This window comes from Microbacterium sp. PMB16, assembly GCF_051294855.1.
In the GTDB taxonomy this organism is placed as follows: Bacteria; Actinomycetota; Actinomycetes; order Actinomycetales; family Microbacteriaceae; genus Microbacterium.
Genome location: NZ_CP145908.1, coordinates 2,796,389 through 2,816,213, shown reverse-complemented (window position 1 = coordinate 2,816,213; position 19,825 = coordinate 2,796,389). Strand labels below are relative to the sequence as shown.

The window sequence follows — 19,825 nt, the reverse complement described above, 5'->3', positions numbered from 1 at the left end:
CTGACGAGATTCTACTTGTCCGCGCGTCGCGAACCTCGACGCGCGCCGCGAACGACACGCGCGGCCCGCTCCCCGACGGTGCTCAGCGAGGCGTTGGCCAGGGCCCAGGCGGCCCGATCCGATCTCGCGCGTTCGGTCGACCCGTCCGCCCACGCGGCGAGCAACCGGCGCATCGCCGCGGCGACCTCGTGCGCGTCGAAATCCACCGACTCCCCGAGACCACCGGCCCGCACGACCTCTCCCCCGATGTCCGCTCCGGCGAAGAGGACGGGAGACCCGACGGCCGCGGCCGCGTAGGTCTTGGTCGGGCGGGCGAAGTCGTAGCCGATGCCCGGGACGATGCTGACGAGAGCAGCAACCGATCCTCGGATCCACGATGCGGACTCCCCCGGCCCCACGAGACCGCCGAAGTGCACGCGTCCCGGCACCAGCCGGTCGGCGAGGGCCTTCAAGTCGGCCTCGACGGCGCCTTGCCCGAAGAAGCGGATGTCGACCTCGACATCGGACAGCTCCGCGAGCGCGCGGATGAACACGTCGGGTTGCTGCCACTCCGACATCGTGCCGGTGTAGACGAAGTACGGGCGCACCGCCGACGCCGCAGGGACCTCGGGTGAGAAGACCCCGGTGTCGATGCCGTTGCCGACCGTGACCACTCGCTCCGGGCGCCCGCCGATCGCAGCGAGACGTTCGGCGACCTCGCTCGACACGGCGAGAGCCGCGACCGCGCGCCGCAGCACGAAGCGCTCGACCGTCCGCATCACCGCGATCACGGGCGCGGGGGCAGCCATCGAGGCCACCGCATCCGTCCACACATCTCCGGGGTAGTAGACGAGCGGTCGGCGGGTCAACATGGCCACCACCGCTGCGAACAGACCCGTGGTGGGCGGCGCCTCTGCCACGATCACATCGGTCCGGCGGACGAGGAGTCGGAAGAAGAGCGGGATGTCGAAGGAGAGGTAGGGCACATAGCCGCGGATCGCTCCTGATCGGTCCCGGAGCACCCGAGCGCGACGCACCTTCACGCCTACCGGATCGGCGATCACGGATCCCCGCGGCGGCCGGGTGGTCAGGATGGTGACGTCCGTGTCCGAGGCCAGTGCCCGCACGAGCGCGTCCATCCGGAAACTTGCGGCCGTCACCTCCGGCGTGTACAGCCGCGTCGCGACGACGACTCGTCTTCTCCTCGGCATCCTGCCCCTGCTGCTCGGTTGACCGGCGTCCGAACCGACACCTGACACAATAGAACCATGTCCACGAGCGTCCCTGCGCCTTCCTCGCCCGACCGCAGCGCCTGGGTCGTCATCCCTCTCTACAACGAGGCGAGCGTGATCGGTGGCGTCATCGAGAGCCTCAAGCCCCATTTCGCGCACATCGTCTGCATCGACGACGGCTCCAGCGACGGCTCTGCACGCGAGGCGGCAGAGGCCGGTGCGCTCCTGGTGCAGCACCCCGTGAACCTCGGGCAGGGCGCGGCGCTGCAGACGGGATTCACCTACGCGCTCTCACATGCGGAGTGCGAGTACATCGTCACCTTCGACGCCGACGGACAGCATCGCCTCGAAGACGCCATCGGCATGCTCGAACTGGCGCGACGCGACGATGTGGCGATCGTCTTCGGTTCGCGTTTCCTCGACGATCGCACGAATCCCGGCTGGATCAAGAAGGTCATCCTCAAGACCGCGGTGTGGGTCACCAACCTCACGACCAGCCTCAAGCTCACCGATGCGCACAACGGCCTGCGCGTGATCCGGCGCGACGCCGCCGAGGCGATCGACCTCCGGCAGGATCGGATGGCGCACGCCACCGAGATCGTGCTGGAACTCGGTCGCACCCACCTTCCGTGGAAGGAATACCCGGTGGAACTCCTGTACACGGACTACTCGAAGGCGAAGGGCCAGAGCGTGCTCAACTCCGTCAACATCCTCGTCGATCTGGTGGTGAGGTAGACCATGTGGATTCAATTCCTGCTGATCGCCGCGATCGTCGTCCTCGCGGTCTTCATGATGCGCCGCACCGGCGCAGACAGCCACCTCGCCATCCGACGGCTGCTGATGGGTCTGTTCGTCGTGGTCGCTGTGCTGTCGGTGCTGTTCCCGCAGTGGCTGAGCTGGCTCGCCAGTCTCGTCGGCGTCGGACGAGGAACCGACCTGGTGCTCTACGGCCTCATCGTGATGTTCCTGGCCTTCGTGTACTCGCAGTATCGCCGCAACATCGCCCTGCAGCGCCAGCTGACTCTCCTCGCGCGAAAGATCGCGCTGCTCGAGGCATCAGAGAACGAGAAGCACCCTACTCACAACCCGTGATCTCGTAGAGGACCGCGTCGCCGATGCGGTCCTCCTCTGTGAGAATCGGCGACCGCGCGAGATCGTGCAGGCCGTCGTACGTCGTGTAGTGGTTCTTGAACAGCACGGTCTCGCCGAAGTCCAGGGCGTGCGTCACGCCGAGTCGGTCGATGGCGTCGCAGACCGCCGGGCCGCCGTCGACGAGATATCGCGCGAGCGTTGCGGCGTCGTTCCCGTACCGTCCGGTGACGTGCGGGAAGACCACGGCGTGGCCGGTGTAGGCGTAGAGCAGCCCGGCCCCGGTCAGCGGATCTCCGATGACCAGGCTGTCGTCAGGCAGAGTGTCATCGATCTCGTCGAACAGCTCGACCTCGTCGGGCGACAGCCCCTGCGACGCCCCGCCGAACTGGAAGCTCACGTTGCGCATGAAGCCCACGTCGTTGCGCAGGGCGAGGAGGTGACTCGCGGCCGCGACGACAAGCACGGCGACGACTGCCACGACGAGGCGCTTCCGACCGGCCTTCCGCCAGGCGAGCAGCCATTCCACGACGACAGAGGCGCCGAGCGCCGCGAGCGGAAGACCCCAGATCGCGACCAGGGCGCCGACGCGGGTGGTGTCGTCGTACCAGACGCCGACGAAGGCGCTGCGCACCGCCAGAAGGGGGAACCACGCAGCCATCAGGAAGAACAGGATGCTGACGGCGTAGGAGGCGAGGATCCACCAGGTGCGATCCTTGACCACGCGCCAGATGCCGATCGCGGCCAGCGGACCGAGCAGAAGACCCGCGGCTCGACCGACAGGGCTGAGGAATGCGACCTCGCCCAACGTCTGCGCCATCGATGCCGTCGGTCGCCACTCGTTGGTCGTCACGTTGGCCATGATCCAGACCACGACGAGCGCAACCGATCCGGCGATCACAGCCAGAGTCAGCACGACGCGCACGGCTGTGCTTCCTGCGCGGGCCGCGCCCCATGCACGCCACAGCAGATACGGGACGAGCAATGCCACCGCTCCGAGCAGCGCGGACGGATGTCCGAGGGCCGTGGCACCGGCCGCCGCCAGCGCCACGAGGATGCGGAGCGTCCGACCGGACCAGGACAGCGCGGGCGCGAACGCGAGGAACACGGCGCCCAGGAGTATCGGGATCAGCGCCGTGCCGAGAAGGTTCGGGTACAGGACTCCCCAGTTGAGGAATCCGAGCGGGAAGACGCTGAAGCCCAGGCCGAGCAGAGGCGCCCAGGTCGCGGCACTCGGACGGTGCGGGAAAGCCACGGCAGTGAGCGAGGCGAGCGCGACCGGCCAGATCAGAGCGATCACAGCGAGGGTGGTGACGTTGGTGGCCGCGACGATGCTGCCGGCGGCGGGGACGACCAGGCTGACGAGCGCGTGCCAGAGAGTCGGATAGAACGAGGTCTCCTGATTGGGCAGAACCATCGTCATGTGCAGCGGCGACGCGTCGCCGGTCTTGGCTATGAACTCGACGGCGTTGAGATGGAACAGGCCGTCGTACAGCTGCGAAGGATTGCCCGGGTGCCCGATGCCCACCGCGAGCACCACCAGCCACACCACAGATGCTGCGGCGGTCGCGATCCAGATCCCGGCGCGAGGAGCCCTCGGCGTCGCCGTGGAGCCCCGGCGGTCCAAGAAGCGCAGCAGACCGGCGACGACCCAGACCGCGAGCGTCACGACGGCCACCGGGAGCAGACCCCAGCGCATTCCGAGCACAGGTCCGACGAGCGCGGCGGCAGCCAGCACGCCCAGCGACACCCCGATCGCCGCGCCGAGACGCACGATTCCGCGCACACCACGCAGGCAGAGACCGACAGGCAAGCCGGGGATGATCAGGAGTGCCAAGGCGAGGAGCAGCGCCGGCGCCTGACCGATCCAGTCGATCATGCGTCCACCAGAGCGATGGCGCCCTCGACCTCACCGTCGTAGACGACCTCGCCCTTGTTGATCACGATGCCGCGGTTGCACAGTTCCCGCACCATCTCCATGTCATGGCTGACCACCACGAGCGTCTTGCCTTCCGCGATCAGTTCCTCGAACTTCAGGCGGCACTTCTCCCGGAACGGCGCGTCTCCCACCGAGAGGATCTCGTCGACGAGCAGCACGTCGAGTTCGACGTGGATCGCGACCGAGAAGGCCAGCCGCATGAACATCCCCGAGGAGTAGTGCTTGACCTCCTGGTCGATGAACTGCTCGATCTCGCTGAACGCCACGATCTCGTCGTAGCGCGCCTCGATCTCGTGCCTCTTCATGCCCAGGATCGCCGCATTGAGGAACACGTTCTCGCGCCCGGAGAGCTCCGGGTGGAAGCCCGCGCCGACTTCGATGAGTCCGGCGACGCGACCACGGGTCAGCACCTGACCGTCGTCCGGCTCCATGACGCCCGAGATGAGCTTGAGCAAGGTCGACTTCCCCGAGCCGTTGAACCCGAGGATCGCCACCGACTCTCCCTCGCCGATCACGACGTCCACGCCCTTGAGCGCTTCGAACTGGCTCGTGAGCTTTCGTCGCTTGATCCAGGAAACCACCGTGTCTTTGAGTGAGAACGCGTGGTTGAGGGTGAAGCGCTTGCGCACTCCGTCGATGATGATGCTCGGCTTGGTGGCCGTCTGCTCGCTCATAGGTCTTGTGCGAACCTTCCCTCGAGACGTCGGAAGACGAATTGGCCGAACAGCAGCGTGATCACCGAGATCAGGAACGTCCAGAGCGTGTTCCATGCCAAGCCGGGCGGAATGGCGATCATCGCCTCTCCGACATAGCCGGATGCTGACACCATGCCCTCGGTGGCGGGCCGCCAGAAGGCGTAGTGGAAGAGCTCCACTCCCTGGGTGATCGGATTGAGCATGTAGAGCTCGACGATCCAGTCCGGCCACCCGAGGCGATCCACGATCGCATCCTGCACCTGCGTCCAGGCGTAGAGGACGGGTGACGCCCAGGTCGCCAGGAGCAGCAGCAGCTCGACGATGTTCTCGGCGTCGCGGAAGCGCACGTTCACGGCGCCGAAGAAGAGACCGAGTCCGAGGCTGAAGACCATCACGATGATCATGCCCGCGAGGATCGCCAGCACCGACAGGATCGAGACGTGCGCGATCCATCCCATCAGCAGGCAGACGATGAGCAGGAGCCCGACCTGGGGAAGGAAATGCACGACGGCGACGATCACGGCCGACACGGCGAAGAGCTGGCGCGGCAGGAACACCTTGCGCACCAGCGGAGCGTTGCCGACGATCGACGACGTGGCGTTCTTGAATCCCTCAGAGAAGAGATTGATCACGACGATGCCGGAGAAGAGGTAAACGGCGTAGTTCGGCAGACCGCGATCGAGATCCATGAAGATTCCGAGAACCACCCAGAAGACCAGGAACTGCGCGGCGGGTCGCACGTACGACCAGGTCCAGCCGAGGACCGAGTTGCGATATCGCGTCGTGACGCCGGTGCGCACCAGCAGGTTCAGCAGGTAGCGCCAGCGCACGACGTCGATCAGGCCACGGCTCTTGCCCGGGGTGTCGAAGTCAGAACGCGGGACGGCGGCGAAAAGATCTCGGGTATCAGTCACGGGCCCACTCATTCGGTCGCGGTGATGGATCTCACCGCGGGCGTGAACATCTTATGACACGGGTTCTGAGAGTCGTCCTCGCCGCGCTCTACTTCACCGTCACCTTGCCCGTCTTGGTGTCGTACGACATCACGCCGTGCTGGAAGCGCTGGGACGTGACGGTTCCGACCACCTCGGGGCGCGCCGACGGATAGCCGAGCGTGCTCGCGGCTCCACCGAGGCGACGCCATTCGGCAAGGATCGGTCCGGTCGGCATCAGCACCGAACCGGTGGTCGCCGACCACGCGACGACACCCTTCTGGAAGCCCATCGAGCAACCCCCACCGGCGAGCGTGCAATCCACCACCGACGTCGGCCACCCCCACGCCGCACCCTGCGGTCCCCCCGCAGCCTCATAGCCGCGCAGGAACGCACCAGAACCGATACCGAACGCACCCGCAGCCGATTCGTAGACCTTGCCCTTCGAGAACGCCTGCACCGTGCCGCCCCCGTTCGCCGCGACCGCCGTGGCCGCACCCGACGGGTAGCCCAGACGCGCCGCCCCGCCGTAACGCACCCACTCCGCAGCGGTCTTCGGCTTCATCAGCACCGAACCCGTGGTCGCCGACCACGCCACGACACCCTTCTGGAAGCCCATCGAGCAACCCCCACCAGCGAGCGTGCAATCCACCACCGACGTCGGCCACCCCCACGCCGCACCCTGCGGTCCCCCCGCAGCCTCATAGCCGCGCAGGAACGCACCAGAACCGATACCGAACGCACCCGCAGCCGATTCGTAGACCTTGCCCTTCGAGAACGCCTGCACCGTGCCGCCCCCGTTCGCCGCGACCGCCGTGGCCGCACCCGACGGGTAGCCCAGACGCGCCGCCCCGCCGTAACGCACCCACTCCGCAGCGGTCTTCGGCTTCATCAGCACCGAACCCGTGGTCGCCGACCACGCCACGACACCCTTCTGGAAGCCCATCGAGCAACCCCCACCAGCGAGCGTGCAATCCACCACCGACGTCGGCCACCCCCACGCCGCACCCTGCGGTCCCCCCGCAGCCTCATAGCCGCGCAGGAACGCACCAGAACCGATACCGAACGCACCCGCAGCCGATTCGTAGACCTTGCCCTTCGAGAACGCCTGCACCGTGCCGCCCCCGTTCGCCGCGACCGCGGTCGCGGGACTGGAGGGATATCCGAGCCGAGCCGCCCCGCCGTAGCGTGTCCACTCCGCAGCGATGCTCGCCGTCATCAGCACGGTCCCGGTGCCCGCAGACCACGCCGCCGTACCCTTCTGGAAGCCCATCGTGCAACCGCCGCCGGACAGGCCGCACTTTTCCGCCGTCGTCGGCCACCCCCACGAACCTGCCTCGCCGCCCGCGGCGAGGTAGTCCGTGAGCATGCCACCCGACCGGATCCCGAAGGCCCCGGCGGAAGACGACCAGATCTTCCCCTTGGTGTACTCCTGCACCTGACCGCCGCCGTTCGCGGCGACATCGAGGACAGCTCCCTTGGGGTAGCCGTACGCGCTCTTCACGCCGCCGGCCGCACGCCAGAAGGTGAGGAAAGGCCCGCTCACCTCGACGAGTCGTGTGGCAGGCGAATAGGCGATCACGCCTTTCTGGAAGGTCTGCTCGAATCCGGCGTCGGGACCTGCGATGGCTGCCTTCGTCGGGTAGCCGAAGCGGCTCGCCTCCGCACCCAGCGTCTCGTAGAGGGCAGCGAAGGCTGTCGGCACGAGCACAGAACCCGTCGTCGCCGAGTAATAGGTCGTGCCCTTCTGGAAGGTCATCTTGCAGCCGCTGGAGGCCAGCTGGCATTCCGCGTCCCGGGTCGGCCATCCCCACGAGCCCTTCTCGCCGCCCGCGGCGAGATAGTTGGCGCGGAAGGCGCCGGTGCTCATCGGGTACGCGTGCGAGGAGGATGCGGGCTTCCAGATCGTGCCCTTCTGGAACTGCTGCACGTAGCCGCCGCCGTTGGCCGCGACGTACACCGCATCACCGGTCGGCTGACCGTACCGCCCCGTCGCGCCGCCCTGCGCGTTCCACGCGACGGCGATCGCCCCGGACACTGTGTGCTTGGTCGCACCGAACCAGTCGGTGAAGTAGTTGTAGAAGTTCCGGTTGCCGTAGGCGGAGCATCCGTCACCCTCACCGTATCCCGCACGGAGCGCTGCCGCGTTCGGCTGGTAGGGCGTGTAGTAGTAGAGGGCGGACGTCGCCTTGTTCGCGACGCGGACGGGCGACGAACCGCATGACGCCTTCGGGTTGTAGAGGATGTTCCAGGTCTTGCCCGGGGCGTACCACTGGAACCACTTGCCCTCCATGTAGATCTGCATCTGACGCGCCGCGCCGTAGATCTGGTGGAAGAAGCCGATGTAGTTCGGATCGCACGGCGCCGTATCCGGGCACCCCTGGCCCAGAGCGATGTTGAACCTCCACGCGCTCGGCCAGGTGTGAGTGATGAGTCCCTGCTCTTTCTGGAGCATGACGATCAGCACCTGAGGGTTGATGTTGCAGGCCTGCGCGACGCGATAGATGATCCGGGCGGCGGACTCGTTCGCGGCCCCCTTGTAGCCGGAGCAGTAGGCGTCGGCCGGCCGAGTCACCGAGGTGATCTTGAAGTCCTTGAGGCAGACGATGGCTTTGCCGTCCTCGTCCCTGCCGCCCAGGCAGCGCGCGACCTTGCTGTTGAAGAAGGACTGGATCTGCGCCTCGGTCATCGTGCTCTTGTTCGTGAACACGACATCGCTGATGAGGTTCCCGGCGTTGAATCCGGCGAGCGAGCTCTTCACGATCCCGGCGGCAGCGGGGTCGGCCGCCGTCCGCGCGGCGACAGCGCTACTCGGTGCAGAGACGGACGCGGCGGCGGCGGTGGCGGGGACCACCGTGCCGACGACCAGGGCGGAGGCAGCGAGGAAACAGGTGAGGAGTCGGGCGATCCTCAGAGTGTTTCGAGAGCGTGGGGCACGTCGAGACATGTGACCAGTGTGACGGAAGTTGCAGGATGGTGCCACTGTTACTGGGAAATGACTGTAAGAAGTCGGCGTGTCGTCAAGACACGCAGGTGGCTCTCAGCCGATCAGAGGTCGGCGTGAAGACCCCACACGCGCTCGGCCGCGCTGGCCCATGAGAACGCCCGGGAGCGGTCGGCCGCGAGGACGCTCAGGCGCGCCGCGGCAACGCCGGTCGCCGCCGCGACACCGTCTGCGAGATCGTCCTGCGCGACGAGCACCCCTCCGTCGGCGATGACGTCGCAGTGCGATCCGCTCTCCACGGCGACCACCGGGATGCCGAGGGTCATCGCCTCGACAGCGCGCCAGGGCCACCCGGCGATCGCGCTGGTCGCCGCGAACGCCGCGGCCGCGGAAAGCACTGCCGCTCGATCCTCCGCCGACAGCACGCCGCGCACGTGCGCACGTCGCTCCGGCAGCCCTGCTGCAGACGCGATCTCCGCGAGGCGTGGCTCCGCCCCCTCCGGGGCATCGAGCACCACGGCGTCGAGTCCCGCCGCGACTGCGCCACGGAACCCTTCCGCAAGCGTCTTCTCAGATCCCGTCAGGACCACGTACTCCTCCGGGAGCGAGAGCGCGGCTCGACGGTCCCGAGCATCGTCGGGCACCGCGAATGCTCGTGGCGGCGCACCGGCGATCACGCGGATGCGGTCTCCGAGCTTCGCGAGTTCCGACAGCCGTTCGGCGACCGCATGCGAGGGCACCACCACGGCATCCGCGTGCTTGACCGCGCGTCGGAGCATCCCCCGCTGCCAGGCGACCACGCCCTTCGGCAGCAGCTCCGGAGCATCCCACGCCCGCAGGTCCCACAGGGTGACGGTGGTCTGATCGTTGTCGTGCACGCGATCGTGCCGCACGAGCGGTGCCATCAGAGTCGGAGCGTGAACGAGCCCGCCGCCGACGCCCGGCGCGATCCCGAGCTGCCAGGATCCAGCGAGTTCCCGACGTGCGAGAGGCAGCGTGCGCACGTCGGCCAGGCCCGCGATCGAGACCTCCGCCCCCGCGGGGACGATCGCCTCGACGGTGCAACCCGAGGGGGCCGTGGCGACCAGTCCGATCGCCAGATCCAGCGCCGCGGCAGCCTGGTCGGGATCGACCACCTGCACGAGCTGATCCAGAACAACACGCAGTCGAGCACCCATGCGCCCAGGCTATCCTCGCCGCGCCTCTCCGCCGTGGAGCACAGCGCCAGAACCACGGGAATATCAGCGTTCCCACAGCATCCGGCGCCCGCGTGCGCGGGTGTTCATGCTTGAATGCCTACGTGAGCGACGGTCGACTTCCGGTGCGGCGCCGATGGATCGGATGGACCGTCGGTGTCGTGCTGACCCTTCTTGTGCTCGCGATCGGTTGGGTCGCTGTCCGCGGCATCGGGGCCGTGAGCGATCTGCAGCAGGTGGCGAAGGGTGCCGCACAGCTCAAGAGTTCGATCGCGGAGGGCGACCTCGATGGCGCGAAGCCGATCGCCGAGAGCATCGCACAGAACGCCGGCTCCGCCCACGAACTCACTTCCGATCCGATCTGGCACGCGTTCGGCGTCATCCCCTGGATCGGACCCAACTTCCGCGCGGTGAGCGAGGTGGCCCAGGTCGCCGATGACGTCTCGGCCGACGCGCTCTCCCCGCTCCTCGATGTCGCCGCCGACTTCGACCTGGCAGGACTCGGCTTCACCGGTGGTGCCATCGATCTCGCGCCGTTCGCCCAGATCGAAGAGCCACTGGGTGCTGCGAGCAGGGCGCTCACGGACGCGCAGCTGCAGGTCCAGCGCATCGATGCGGACGCCACTCTTCCTCCGCTCGCCGACGCGGTGCGGGAGCTCCGATCATCCGTCACGCAGGCCGCGACCGTCGTCGGGTCCCTGCACGGTGCATCCGTACTGCTGCCCACGATGCTCGGCGGCTCCGAGCCGCGCAACTACGTTCTCGCGATGCAGAACAATGCGGAACTCCGGTCGTCCGGCGGGATCGTCGGCTCCATCGCCCTGCTGCATGCCGAGGGCGGCAAGATCACGCTGCAGAAGCAGGCATCGACGCGGGACTTCCCACCGCTCGACACGGCCCTCCCCCTGAGCGACTCGACGATCGCGCTGTTCGAGGACCGCCCAGGGCGGTACCTGCAGAACATCACCAGCATCCCGGATTTCGCGGATGCGGGAGCGACGCTCGCCGCACGGTGGACAGGGCGTTTCGGCGGGGAGATCGACGGCGTGATCGCGGTGGACGCCGTCGTCGCCGAGCACCTGATGGCGGCCACCGGCGATCTGAAGTTCGGGCCGTTCACGGCGACGGCGGACACCGTGGTCGACATCCTGCTGTCCGAGGTCTACGCCGCGATCCCCGACCCGGCCGTGCAGGACGACGTCTTCGCCCAGGCGGCGAGCGGACTGTTCGGTGCGGCCCTCTCCGGTGGCGATCCCGGCGCCCTCATCGGGGCTCTCGCCGAGTCGGCGGCCGAGGGACGGATCAGGATCTGGAGCGCGCACCAGGACGAGGAGTCGGTCCTTGCCGCCTCCGCGCTGGGCGGCACGATCCCCGACGACACGGCGGATGCCACGCATGTCGGGGTGCTGTTGAACGACACCACCGGCGGCAAGATGGACTACTACACGCGGGCTTCCATCGTGACCGCGATCGGTACGTGCGATGGCACTGCCACGACGCAGGTCCGCGTCACCTGGACCAACACCGCTCCCGCGGATGCCGCGACGTCGTTGCCGAAGTACGTCACCGCCGACGGCTTCTACGGTGTGCCGGCGGGTTCCGTGCGGACGCTCGTCGCGGTGTACGGCCCCGAGGGCGCCACACCGTCGCACATCGATCGCGACGGCGCCGAGGACGGGGTGCAGACCGCCCTGCTCGGCACGCGCTCGGTCGTGCAGCATGACGTGCTGCTCGCCCCGGGCGAGTCCACGACGATCACAGTCGATTTCCAGGGCGAGGGCGCCGGCGAGCGGCTCACGCAGGTGCAGACGACCCCGATGATCGAGGCGCCGAAGACGTCGCGAGAAGAGCTTCGCTGCGGTTCGTGACTTTCTCCGCGGAATAGGCTACTGTCGACTCACTGGGGAATATCTGGGCTCTGTCTTCCTGCCGTGGGGGCAGGATGAGCTCACGCAATCGAATGCAGGGGTGTATTCGGGTGCGATTCCGCGTGAAATTCTGGGGAGAATCATGCTGAAGAAACTGGCTGCAATCAGCCTTACTGCTGGCGCGCTGGTATTCATCGCGCCGAGCGTCGCAACCGCCGCACAGACTGTGCCGGCTGCAGAATCCGACTCCTACGCGGAGACACCCGGGGTGAAGGTCGGCGATCCGATCATCGACACCTGCGAGGTCTCGACCGTCGTCTTCGGTGCGGGCTACTTCCTGCCGTCGGAGACCGTCAACGTCTCGGTCTCGGGTCTCAACGCCGGTGGCGCATCGGTGTCGGGGAACACCGCCTCCGCTGATGGCGGGCTGACGGTCACGTTCCGTCCGCCGGCCGACGGAGAGGGCTCGTACAGTCTCGCTTTCGGGGGCTCGCGTCCGTACACCGCGACCATCACGGTCACGCACGGTCAGAACGCGGCGAGCAGCTGTGACCACGATCCGGGCGTCGCACCCGCCGGAACCGAGATGCCGCTCACGGGCGACGTCGAACTGGCACTCACCGGCGGCAGCGTTTCGCCGTGGGTACTCGGTGGCGGAGCAGTCGCTCTCGTCGCCGGTGGCGCTCTGGTGGCCGCTGGGGCGGCTCGCCGCAAGCGCGCCTAGGTCCGACTGCCGCCTTGTGCGGTGGTCGACCGGACGACGGTGATCCCTCCCCCTCCGATCACCGTCGTCTGGTGCATCCGGTAACAGCGCCGGAAGCCCACGGCCTCTCCGCCATCTCGGGAGACGGTCGTGGGCTGCGGCGTGCCCACGAGACGATCACGGCTCGGGAGTCGGCGTCTCCGTCGGCGGGTGGAGCTTCTGCTGGACCATCTCGTGGATCAAACCGTAGTCGGGCGCGTGCTCGTCGACCCCTGACTTGGGGACCAGCTCGATCGTCGTGACCGGCAGCTTCTTGGCCTTGAGCATCAGGTCGAAGAACTCCGGCAGCTTGTCCTGAGGCAGATCGGTGTTGATGAGCGCCGTCCCGGCCGCTGCCACCTCGTTGAACCGAGTGAGCACGGTCTGCGGGGTGAACTGCGAGAGGATCGCTTCCTGGAGTTGCCGCTGCCGCTCCATGCGGTCCCAATCGTCGGTCGTGTACCGCGAGCGCGCATACCACTGCGCGGTATCGCCGTTCATGTGCTGTTGGCCGGGCTCGATCCATCCGATCGCCCAGGCGTTCACGTCGCGCGGATCCACACCGTCCGGCGGCCCACCCTTGGGCAGGCGCTCGGTGACGTTGATGTCCACACCGCCGAGGGCATCCACGAGGTCGGCGAAGCCGTGCATGTCGATGAAGACGTAGTACGGGATCTCGATGCCCAGCACGCCCTCGGCAGCATCCTTCGTCGCCTCGATGCCCGGGTCGGATCCGTGTGCCGCAGCATCCGGATAGAGCGACGCGCCGCCGTCTTCTCGGCAGATCTCCGCCGCGTTGCGCACGTGGTTCATCCATCCGTTCCAGCCGCACGACGACGAACTGTGTCCCTCGAAACCGTTGGGATAGAGCGCCTGCATCGGGCTGCCCTCGCTGAACGGAGCGTTCGGGAGTTCCCGAGGGATGCCGGTGATCGTCACGGCGCCCGTGTCGGCGTTCACCGATACCACGGAGATACTGTCGAACCGCATCGAGTCGCGGCCGTCGCCACTGTCGGCACCCAGCAGGAGGATGTTGTAGTAGCCCTCACTCGGCGGCAGGCTCGGCCCACTCTGGCCGAAGATGGTGCTGATCGTGCTTCGAGCGGAGCCCACGGCGGTTGCCGCGTAGCCGGCGCCACCGCCGACGAGACCGAGCAGGACGAGCGCGACGACGGGGATGGCCAGGCGGGACGCCCCGGGAATCTTCACCAGGCGGACGAGTCGCAGCGCATCGAAAGTGAGCACGATCCACAGCACGACGTAGGCGACCAGCAGAACCTGCACCAGCGTGAGCACCGCCGCGGAGAACCACCCGCCGCCGATCGTCAACCACAGCAGCACAGGTCGCGCGAAGAGCGCGAGGCCCGCGGCGACGATCACGAGGAACCACGCGAGGAGCGTCGCGCCGAGGCCGAAGCGTCCGAGGCGGCGATTGCCGGCGAGCACCTGCGCGGATCCGGGGACGAGCAGATTGAGGGCGACGAGCCACCAACCGCGCTTCGTCATCATGCCCGGATCGGTCGAGTCCGGATGCCGCAGCGGCCGGGTCTCGATGAGCGGGCGCGCGGTCGCGCGCGGGGGCGCAAGGGTCACAAGGAGCCCTTCAGCCGCTCGTTCTTCTCCTCGACCTGGGATTCGAGATCGCGCGCGAACGCCTCGATGCGGTCGGCGAGGGCGGAGTCTGCGGTGCCGAGTATCCGTGCGGCCAGCAGCCCCGCGTTCCGGGCTCCGCCGATCGAGACCGTGGCGACCGGGATGCCGGCGGGCATCTGCACGATCGAGAGCAGCGAGTCCATGCCGTCGAGGTAGGCGAGCGGCACCGGCACCCCCACGACGGGGACGGCGGTCATGGAGGCGACCATTCCCGGAAGGTGCGCCGCTCCCCCGGCACCGGCGATGATCACTCGGATGCCGCGCCCTCGTGCCTCTCGCGCATACGACATGAGCTTGTCCGGCGTGCGGTGCGCGGAGACGACCTCGACCTCATGAGGGATTCCGAAGTCCGTCAGCGCCTGGGAGGCGTCGCTCATGACGCGCCAGTCGGAGTCGGATCCCATGATGACGCCGACAAGAGGCTCGGCGGCGGAGTGCAGTGGCTCGGTCACCTGATCAGGCTACGGTCTGCTGCTGGGAGAAGCCCCCAACGGCGCGCCTGTCCGCTGGTGAATTCAGTGAGTATCAGGCGAAGTGCGCTGCGGTCGCCCTGGCCTCGTACACGGCGTCGTCGAGATCGTCGCCGACCACGTTGACGTGGCCGACCTTGCGGCCGGGGCGCGGTGCCTTGCCGTAGGTATGGATCTTCGCCGCCGGATGGTCGACCATCGCCGCATCGAACCGCTCCTCGAGCGTGCCCTCGGTGGGTCCACCCAGGATGTTGACCATCACCGACCACGGCGCGCGCGGAGACGTGCTCCCCAACGGGAGGTCGGCCACCGCGCGAAGGTGCTGCTCGAACTGCCCGGTGACCGCGCCGTCCTGACTCCAGTGCCCGCTGTTGTGCGGGCGCATGGCGAGTTCGTTGACGAGGATCCGCTCGTCGTCGGTCTCGAAGAGCTCGACGGCCAGCATCCCGGTCACGCCGATCCCCTCGGCGATGGTGCGGCCGATCTGCTCCGCCACCTCGGTGAGTCGCTCCGCCGCCGCGGGAGCCGGAGCGATGACCTCGGCGCACACGCCGTCACGTTGAACCGTCTCCACCACCGGGTACGCGACGATCTCACCGCCGGGGCGGCGCGCGACCTGCTGCGCGAGTTCCCGCACGAACGGCACGAGCTCCTCCACGAGGAGCGCGTCGCCTGCGGCGATCCCTTCCAGCCAGTCCTGCGCCTCGGCAGCGGCGCTGATCACCCGCACGCCCTTTCCGTCGTAGCCGCCACGCGGCGTCTTCACGACGGCGCGGCCGCGGTGGGCGTCCAGGAAGGCCTGCAGCTCGGTCGCATCATGTACTGCCGCCCAATCGGGCTGCGGGATGCCGAGCTCCGCGAGGCGCGCGCGCATCACGAGCTTGTCTTGAGCGAACTGCAGCGCGTCGGGTCCGGGGTGCACGACCACGCCATCGGCGACCAGCGCTCTCAGGACGTCTTGCGGCACGTGCTCGTGGTCGAAGGTGATGACATCCACATCTGCCGCGAACGCACGGACGACCGCGAGATCCCGGTAGTCGCCGACGGCCGTCGCCGCCAACCGGGCAGACATCCCGTCAGACTCTGCGAGCACCCGCAGGTCGAGGCCGAGCTCGACCGCCGGAGCGATCATCATCCGGGCGAGCTGTCCTCCGCCGATCACGCCAACACGCAGTGCCATCTGCCGTCTCCATTCGTCTGCCCCCATTCTCCCGCACCGCGAAGCATGGATCGACACGTCATGACGACGCCGCCGCGCCGCGAGCACTCCGACGGGTCAGGCGCGGTCGATGTCGTCGGACCCGCCTTGCGCATCGCGATGGGCGAGGATCTGACCGACTTCGATCTGATCGGCGAGCGTCTCGTGCACCAGCGTCACGTTGGGGACGTTCGGAAGACGGAGCGCCGCATCGACGCCGTTGGACAGAACGATGGTTCCCGATCCCCACAACCGCTGAAGCGGCCCGCGGCGCACGGCGATCGTATACCCCCTGGCGTGCGACATCTCCCGCCGCTGACGGGCGCCGATCCCCTGATGGGCGATGACTCGCCTCGTCGTGATGGTGGTGCTGCGCGAATGCCAGATGATGAACGGGAACACGACGAGAAGGATCACGAGCAGACCGGCGGCGCTGAGCAGCATCCAGTTCTCGAGCCCCTCCGGCAGATTGTCGTAGAAGAACCCGGTGGCGCCGAACGCCGCGATGAGCACGAGTGCCGACCAGAACAGCCGACGTGCGTGGCTGCGGAAACGCGCGATCAGGAGTTCTTCGGACGGCACGCCGGGCGGCGGCATCAGGGGCCGGCCTCCGAGCGTCACGGGCTGGGTCACCCCACCATTGTGCCTGTGATCTCCGACAACGCGGTCTGCGCGACGGCGTGTCAGTTTCCGGCGGGCCGGACGTGCACGACGTCTCCGGCCGAGATCGCGTGCTCCACGCCGCCGACGGAGACGACCAGGCGCCCCTCCGGGTCCAGCGCCGTCGCGATCCCCTCGAGCACCCGGTCTCCCGGCAGAGATGCGCGGACAGCCTGCCCGAGAGTCGCGCAGCGTGCGGACACGGCGGAGTGCAATCCACTCGTGACGGCATCGTCGGCAGCGCCGGCGAGCGCGACCAGGTGAGCGTTGAGCGTCCGCAGATAGTCGGCCAGCAGGCGGTCCTGGTCTGCCTCCACGCCGAGCACGGCGAACGACGTGGCCGTCGGCACCGGGAGCTGGTCGGTCGTCATCGCGGTGTTCACGCCGGATCCGACGACCACGGCATCCGTGGTCGCCTCCGCCAGGATCCCGCAGATCTTCCGGCCGTCGACCAGGACGTCGTTGGGCCACTTGACGGCGACCTCGTGCCCCGGCAGTTGAGTGGCGACGGCGTCGGCCATTGCCGCGCCCGCTGCGAGGGGGATCCATCCGCGTGCGGCCGGATCAGCAGGAAGCTCGCGGAGGAGGACGGAGATGGCGAGCGAGGAGCCGGCCGGCGCGACCCACGTGCGATCGAGGCGACCTCGCCCGGATGTCTGGTTCGTCGTCATCAGGACGGAGAGATGCGGCCAGCCGTTGATGTCTCCCGCACGCTCACGCAGATCGGCGTTCGTGGAGCCGGTCTGCTCCAGCACCTCGACACGGGCGGCGATCGCACGCGATCGAGGAAGATCCGCGCTCATGCGTCCTCCTCGTCGGCCTCTTCGTCGTCATCGTCCTGGTCTTCGCGGACCGCACCGACCTCATGCGCCTGCCAGTGCTCCCACTCATGCATGAGACGTCCCACCGCCTCGTGGAACTTCGCCGTGGCCACACCGGGGGTCGTATCACCGAAGTAGTGCTGCACCCACATCCGCAGGCGGGCGACGGCCGCTTCGTCGGCGCGAACGCGTTCCACCTCGGAGACGATGCGCGACGCCGCATCCGTCGTGAGCCATTCGCAGTCGGCCAGGTAGCCCGTGGTGTCGATGGAAGCCCGCTCATCGGCCGGTCGTGTGATCATGAGCGGCTTGCCCGCCGCCAGCCGGTCGTAGACCATCGCGGAGATGTCGACCACCGCGACATCGGCGGCCGACAGCTGCCAGCCGAGCTCCGGCCCGTGATCGTAGATGTGCTGCGCGCCGGCGTCGGCCGAGTTCGCGGCGTTGATCGCGGCGATGATCCGGCGGTGGGCGGCGCCGTAGGCCTCGTCCACCACACCGCTGCGCGGATGAGGGCGGTAGATCACGCGGTGCGTGCCCGTCGCCAGCAGCTGCTTCACGAGCGTCTCGCCATGGCTGGCGATGGAACCGTAGTGCGCGCTCGGCCGGTCGCCCTCCCAGGTCGGCGCGTACAGCACGACGGTGCGTCCGTCCGGGGTGTACGGCAGGATGCCGGAGTAGTGGTCGGCCTGCGGTCGACCGATGTCCATCGTGCGGCGGTCGACGTCGTAGTCCCAGAGTGTGCGGGAGAGACGGTCCCGTGCGGCCTGACCGGCCACGAAGGCGTAGTCGTACGCCTTGTACTGGTTGGTGGTCATGTACATCTTGTCGGACTCGCCGTGGTTGATGAACACGTGCCAGCGCCGCCCGTAGCGGAACATCTGGAAGTTGCGGGTGTTCTGGTTCACGTACAGGACGACGCGGATGTCCTGCTTCGCGATGAACCGCTCGAGGTCGCGGACCTTGGGGACGAATGCCACCGCCGGCCCGTCCTCGTCGAGGAGCTTCTCGGCGCCCGCCGCGGACCGCGAGAGCACCACCACCGGCCAGCGCCGCGAGAGCTCGGCGAGAGGGCGGTACCACTGACGCATCTGGTACATGTTCACCGCGCCGTCGGCGAAATACACCGCGACCTGGAAGTGGTCGGCGGGATGGGGCTCGTGCTCGGAGAGGCGGCGACGCACCCGCTGCACGGCGCTTCGGGATGCGAGCGCGCGCGTGAGGAGACGGTACGCCTTCTTGACGTCAGACAATGCACCCATCCCTCCAGAATACGGTCGCCCGGCACGGATCAGGGAACGCCCGAAGACACCGTGACATGATCGTCGTGTGCCTGCCAACGAATCCACCGCCACCGAAGCCGGGGTGTCGTTCGTCATGCCGGTGCTCAATGAGCGCGCGTACCTCGAGCACGCGGTCGAGTCCGTCCTCGCTCAGGAGGTAGAGGGTCCCGCCGAACTCGTGCTGGCCCTGGCACCGTCGACGGACGGGACGACTGAGCTGGCCGAGCGTCTCGCTGCCGCAGACGACCGGATCCGTCTGGTCGACAACCCTGCAGCCCACATCCCCGTCGGCCTCAACGCGGCGATCCGCGCCAGCCGCTATCCGACGATCGTGCGCGTGGACGCCCACTCGGAACTCTCCCCCGGGTACGCCGCCCGCGCCCTGGAGACGCTGGAGCGCACGGGGTCCGCGAACGTCGGCGGCGTCATGCACGCCGAAGGGCGCACCCCCTTCCAGAAGGCGGTCGCACGTCTCTACAACTCCCCCGTCGGCCTCGGCGGCGGCGCCTATCACGGCCGCACGCACGAGGGCGAAGCGGAGTCCGCATACCTCGGCGTGATGCGGCGCGAGGTGCTCGATGAGGTCGGACTCTTCGACGAATCGATCCGGCGCGGTGAGGACTGGGAGCTGAACCTCCGCATCCGCCAGGCGGGACACCGGGTCTGGTTCGATCCGACTCTCTCCGTGACCTACTGGCCGAGGGAGAGCTGGCTGCGCCTCGCCCGCCAGTTCCGCGCCACCGGCGCCTGGCGCGGAGAGCTCGTGCGCCGGTTCGGCCGCCGCAACGGCATCCGCTACTTCGCGCCGCCGGCGCTGGTCCTGGTGGTCGCACTGGCGGTCGTCGTCGGCGCGCTGCAGGTGACGGGCGTGCTCACCGGCGTTCTCTCGCTGATCGCTTCACTCGTGGTGCATCTGCCCCTGGCCCTGTACCTGCTGCTCGTCCTCGCGGTCGCTCTCGCGCCGGGTGGAGGCCGTCTCCGTCAGAAGCTGTGGACCGTCGTGGTGCTGCCGACCATGCACCTTTCCTGGGGGCTGGGCTTCCTCGGCGGCGTTCTGCGCGGCGCTCGCGACACCGTCGACGCCTCCCGACTCGGCACGCGCAACACGCCGTTGCCGTGACGCG

17 protein-coding genes are annotated in these 19,825 nt (G+C 68.2%); 5 read left to right on the top strand and 12 right to left on the bottom strand.

What is annotated here, in order from left to right; all coding sequences use genetic code 11:
- Positions 1 to 11: 11 nt before the first annotated feature.
- Positions 12 to 1,139, bottom strand: a complete 1,128-nt coding sequence (locus V5D55_RS13475; RefSeq protein WP_435743807.1) for a glycosyltransferase — start codon at positions 1,137 to 1,139, stop codon at positions 12 to 14.
- 108 nt (positions 1,140 to 1,247) lie between these two features.
- Here V5D55_RS13475 and V5D55_RS13470 point away from each other — a divergent pair, with 108 nt between their 5' ends.
- Both V5D55_RS13470 and V5D55_RS13465 read left to right on the top strand, forming a co-directional pair.
- The gene (locus V5D55_RS13470; RefSeq protein WP_435743805.1) at positions 1,248 to 1,946 is read left to right on the top strand and encodes a glycosyltransferase family 2 protein; all 699 of its coding nucleotides are present in this window, start codon (positions 1,248 to 1,250) and stop codon (positions 1,944 to 1,946) included.
- A 3-nt stretch (positions 1,947 to 1,949) separates the two neighbouring features.
- A complete protein-coding gene (locus tag V5D55_RS13465) occupies positions 1,950 to 2,303 on the top strand; it encodes a DUF2304 domain-containing protein (RefSeq protein ID WP_435743804.1) in 354 nt (117 codons plus the stop codon).
- On the opposite strand, the gene V5D55_RS13460 is transcribed toward V5D55_RS13465, so the two are convergent.
- The 5 genes from V5D55_RS13460 to V5D55_RS13440 all read right to left on the bottom strand — a co-directional run bounded on the left by V5D55_RS13460 (position 2,287) and on the right by V5D55_RS13440 (position 9,988).
- Positions 2,287 to 4,179, bottom strand: coding sequence for a DUF6541 family protein (locus tag V5D55_RS13460; protein WP_435743802.1), 1,893 nt, complete (start codon positions 4,177 to 4,179; stop codon positions 2,287 to 2,289). The two genes, V5D55_RS13465 and V5D55_RS13460, sit on opposite strands and share 17 nt — an antisense overlap.
- Positions 4,176 to 4,913: an ABC transporter ATP-binding protein gene (locus V5D55_RS13455; RefSeq protein ID WP_435743800.1), complete on the bottom strand. Its 738-nt coding sequence runs from the start codon at positions 4,911 to 4,913 to the stop codon at positions 4,176 to 4,178. The genes V5D55_RS13460 and V5D55_RS13455 overlap by 4 nt, the downstream gene beginning before the upstream one ends.
- The gene (locus V5D55_RS13450; RefSeq protein ID WP_435743798.1) at positions 4,910 to 5,848 is read right to left on the bottom strand and encodes an ABC transporter permease; all 939 of its coding nucleotides are present in this window, start codon (positions 5,846 to 5,848) and stop codon (positions 4,910 to 4,912) included. Before V5D55_RS13450 ends, V5D55_RS13455 begins: the two co-directional genes overlap by 4 nt.
- Positions 5,849 to 5,936: 88 nt before the next feature.
- The gene (locus V5D55_RS13445; protein ID WP_435743796.1) at positions 5,937 to 8,813 is read right to left on the bottom strand and encodes an LGFP repeat-containing protein; all 2,877 of its coding nucleotides are present in this window, start codon (positions 8,811 to 8,813) and stop codon (positions 5,937 to 5,939) included.
- A 101-nt stretch (positions 8,814 to 8,914) separates the two neighbouring features.
- On the bottom strand, positions 8,915 to 9,988 hold the full coding sequence (locus V5D55_RS13440; RefSeq protein WP_435743794.1) for a glycosyltransferase: 1,074 nt from the start codon (positions 9,986 to 9,988) through the stop codon (positions 8,915 to 8,917).
- 122 nt (positions 9,989 to 10,110) lie between these two features.
- On the opposite strand from V5D55_RS13440, the gene V5D55_RS13435 reads away from it, so the two are divergent.
- Together V5D55_RS13435 and V5D55_RS13430 are read left to right on the top strand one after the other, a co-directional pair.
- A complete protein-coding gene (locus V5D55_RS13435; protein ID WP_435743792.1) occupies positions 10,111 to 11,874 on the top strand; it encodes a DUF4012 domain-containing protein in 1,764 nt (587 codons plus the stop codon).
- A gap of 142 nt (positions 11,875 to 12,016) precedes the next feature.
- Entirely contained in the window at positions 12,017 to 12,598 is a 582-nt protein-coding gene (locus V5D55_RS13430) for a hypothetical protein (RefSeq protein ID WP_435743790.1), read from the top strand.
- Between the two features lie 156 nt (positions 12,599 to 12,754).
- Here the strand turns inward: V5D55_RS13430 and V5D55_RS13425 are convergent, their stop codons facing one another.
- From V5D55_RS13425 to V5D55_RS13400, 6 genes are all read right to left on the bottom strand, one after another.
- Positions 12,755 to 14,209: an LCP family protein gene (locus V5D55_RS13425; RefSeq protein WP_435743788.1), complete on the bottom strand. Its 1,455-nt coding sequence runs from the start codon at positions 14,207 to 14,209 to the stop codon at positions 12,755 to 12,757.
- Positions 14,206 to 14,673 (bottom strand): 5-(carboxyamino)imidazole ribonucleotide mutase, encoded by a 468-nt coding sequence (purE, locus tag V5D55_RS13420; RefSeq protein WP_435749307.1) that lies wholly within the window; start codon positions 14,671 to 14,673, stop codon positions 14,206 to 14,208. Before purE ends, V5D55_RS13425 begins: the two co-directional genes overlap by 4 nt.
- Positions 14,674 to 14,794: 121 nt before the next feature.
- Positions 14,795 to 15,919, bottom strand: coding sequence for a 5-(carboxyamino)imidazole ribonucleotide synthase (locus V5D55_RS13415; protein ID WP_435743786.1), 1,125 nt, complete (start codon positions 15,917 to 15,919; stop codon positions 14,795 to 14,797).
- A 96-nt stretch (positions 15,920 to 16,015) separates the two neighbouring features.
- On the bottom strand, positions 16,016 to 16,534 hold the full coding sequence (locus tag V5D55_RS13410) for a PH domain-containing protein (protein ID WP_435749306.1): 519 nt from the start codon (positions 16,532 to 16,534) through the stop codon (positions 16,016 to 16,018).
- A gap of 86 nt (positions 16,535 to 16,620) precedes the next feature.
- Positions 16,621 to 17,400 carry a biotin--[acetyl-CoA-carboxylase] ligase gene (locus V5D55_RS13405; protein WP_435743784.1) on the bottom strand — a complete coding sequence of 260 codons (780 nt, stop codon included), beginning with the start codon at positions 17,398 to 17,400 and terminating at the stop codon, positions 16,621 to 16,623.
- A complete protein-coding gene (locus V5D55_RS13400) occupies positions 17,397 to 18,680 on the bottom strand; it encodes a CDP-glycerol glycerophosphotransferase family protein (protein WP_435743782.1) in 1,284 nt (427 codons plus the stop codon). Before V5D55_RS13400 ends, V5D55_RS13405 begins: the two co-directional genes overlap by 4 nt.
- 115 nt (positions 18,681 to 18,795) lie before the next feature.
- Between V5D55_RS13400 and V5D55_RS13395 the strand changes: the two genes are divergently transcribed.
- On the top strand, positions 18,796 to 19,821 hold the full coding sequence (locus V5D55_RS13395) for a glycosyltransferase family 2 protein (protein ID WP_435749304.1): 1,026 nt from the start codon (positions 18,796 to 18,798) through the stop codon (positions 19,819 to 19,821).
- Positions 19,822 to 19,825: the final 4 nt, after the last annotated feature.